This is a genomic window from Bartonella queenslandensis AUST/NH15 (assembly GCF_000312585.1).
GTDB lineage: Bacteria > Pseudomonadota > Alphaproteobacteria > Rhizobiales > Rhizobiaceae > Bartonella > Bartonella queenslandensis_A.
Map to the genome: position 1 here is coordinate 2,140 of NZ_HE997974.1, position 2,143 is coordinate 4,282.

Here is a 2,143-nt window from a genome sequence, read left to right on the forward strand (position 1 = left end):
CTACCTCAAATTTGACCGTACAGAGCGTTTTATACTATAGATGTGGTTTTCATCATAAAATCTTTAAATCGCTTTGTACGGTGCCTTTTTGTCGATTTAAACGCATATCTAATCGCAAAACGACCAGCACTTTTCACTACTTTGCTGTGTTTAGGCTGCTTTGAAACTGCTACTGTCATGATAGACCTCACTAGGCTTGCCTATTCGCATAAATGAGATGCACTTGCCTCCTAAAGCTAGGTTACGTGTATTTTCAACAGCGATAAAAACCTTCTCAGCAGTGCCATAAAGCCTGCTTTCTAAATCACGACAATACTGCGCAAGATCAGCACAAGAGGGAACAAAAGTTGTGGACATGCCTTTGGCTTCCCCCCGTATAATATTTTTAACTGCTTGCAATAAAGACCAGAGTGAAATGCCGTTAAGAGCTGTGATATAAGCCTTTGCACGCGCCTCTGCATTCGAAACTTTTTGCACTGTCAAACCGCCTTCAAGCACATCAAGAGCCTCTGCAATATCTTCAACAGATGCTTTCAAGGTAAGTAGGTTTTGGACTGTCTGATAGACTCCGAAAGCTTGTTCCTCTAGTGCTGGTGTCAATTTCACGCCACTGATCAAGGTCCAAGGATAATCTCTTGTTACCCATTGATCCATCTGATCTGTAATGTCTTGAAGTGGATTCACTAAATCCTGCGTTACTAATAAGATTACGGATTGTCTCTCCGGTACCACCACAAGTTCTTTGATCTTTTGAAAAGTTTCCATAATCTACTCCTTTCGAAGGTTTGTTAAAATCTTTTGAGTTTCGTACCCAATTACGCCATGTTGCTTACCAATCCAGTTTGGTAGCGTTTGCTCCTGATTTGGAGCTCCAGTAATCTCTAAACTTTGCGATCTCGACTTTCACACGCTCTGGAGGCAAGCCCTCTCGAATGGCAAAATCGTAATCGGGTTCAAAGTCCGCAGGTAATCGACCACCGCGATTAGCTTTTGACCGCGTGGCTTTTTTCGGAACGCTTTCTTGCTCGTGAATGGGTGGGGTGTTTTCTGATGATATTTCGCTTTGCTCTGAAACAAGTTCCAAAACCTGATCAGTGTTTTGATCAAAATCCTCATCAATTTCTTTTTTTGCTAATACGATAGTATTAGTTTTTTTATATATATTCTTATTCTGGTTCTTTATAGCTTGATTTTGCTTGTCATTTGCTTCAGCAAAATTATTAACTTGTTGTTTTGAAGTGTTTTTTGCTTGTGCACCTTTTTTGCCAGCCTCACTACGAACTTGCGATATGTGGTCTTTTTTATCAGCAAAATCTTTTAGTTCTTCTTCAACACGCGTATTCCACAAACCATTATCTGTCTCAACAAGTTTATCATTCCTCATGAGATATTCGACAATAGCTGCAAATTTTTTCTGCGAACAATGACAAACGCGTGCAAGCGTTTGAAAATCTGTTTTAAGTGGTTCTTTTTTTTCATACATGCAAACGAGAAGGGTTATATAAACCCCCCGTTGTTCAGATGTCATTCCATTTGTACCACTTATCCAGTCATACAAATAAAATCTTACCCATGGCATTGCATTAGACATACATACCCCCTTCTTTCATTAAATATAAAATTGATAAAGCGTCTGCTTCATTATCGTCTTTAGGTGCGTGCCCTTTTGCACGCATTGCTGTAATCATTTCTTCTTTTGAGGCATTCCCCTTGCCTGTTGTCGCTTTCTTTATTGTGCAAACGGGTATACCTTCATAAGGAATTTGTTCGTGTTCACACCACGCCGTTAGAGTTGCTAGAAAGCCCCCATAAATATGCGCAGCATCAGTGCCTATATGCCGACGGACCTCTTCAAAATACACCGCATCAATGTCCCCTGCTGTCTGCTTTATTTCTGAAAGCCATTGCTTAAAACGTAAAAACCGCATGCCACCGCCTTCAAAACGACGGGGTTGAAAATTCATAGTACCACTGATGATATGCCCATCCGCACCACATATTGCCCATCCAGTCTTGGTGCCTAGATCAAGACAAAGAATGGTTTGTGCATGAGTGATCATAAGCCCCCCTCTTATTTATGGCATACCGTAATGGTAATCTATTAACTCAATTTCTTCTTTAAGAGAGTGAATGCTGCTGTAGG

2 protein-coding genes and 1 pseudogene are annotated in these 2,143 nt (G+C 40.6%); all 3 read right to left on the reverse strand.

Features of this window, described 5'->3' with window-relative positions:
* Nucleotides 1-150: 150 nt before the first annotated feature.
* Nucleotides 151-537: a hypothetical protein gene (locus BN338_RS11950; protein ID WP_083868399.1), complete on the reverse strand. Its 387-nt coding sequence runs from the start codon at nucleotides 535-537 to the stop codon at nucleotides 151-153.
* Nucleotides 521-1,591 (reverse strand): annotated as a pseudogene (locus BN338_RS10775) (YdaU family protein). Before BN338_RS10775 ends, BN338_RS11950 begins: the two are co-directional and overlap by 17 nt.
* Nucleotides 1,584-2,060 (reverse strand): crossover junction endodeoxyribonuclease RuvC, encoded by a 477-nt coding sequence (locus BN338_RS00265; protein ID WP_039757951.1) that lies wholly within the window; start codon nucleotides 2,058-2,060, stop codon nucleotides 1,584-1,586. Before BN338_RS00265 ends, BN338_RS10775 begins: the two are co-directional and overlap by 8 nt.
* Between the last annotated feature and the right edge of the window lie 83 nt (nucleotides 2,061-2,143).

Bases quoted from the DNA above. Each gene is read 5' to 3' on its own strand.
- BN338_RS00265 (WP_039757951.1), bottom strand. From the start codon at position 2,060: ATGATCACTCATGCACAAACCATTCTTTGTCTTGATCTAGGCACCAAG.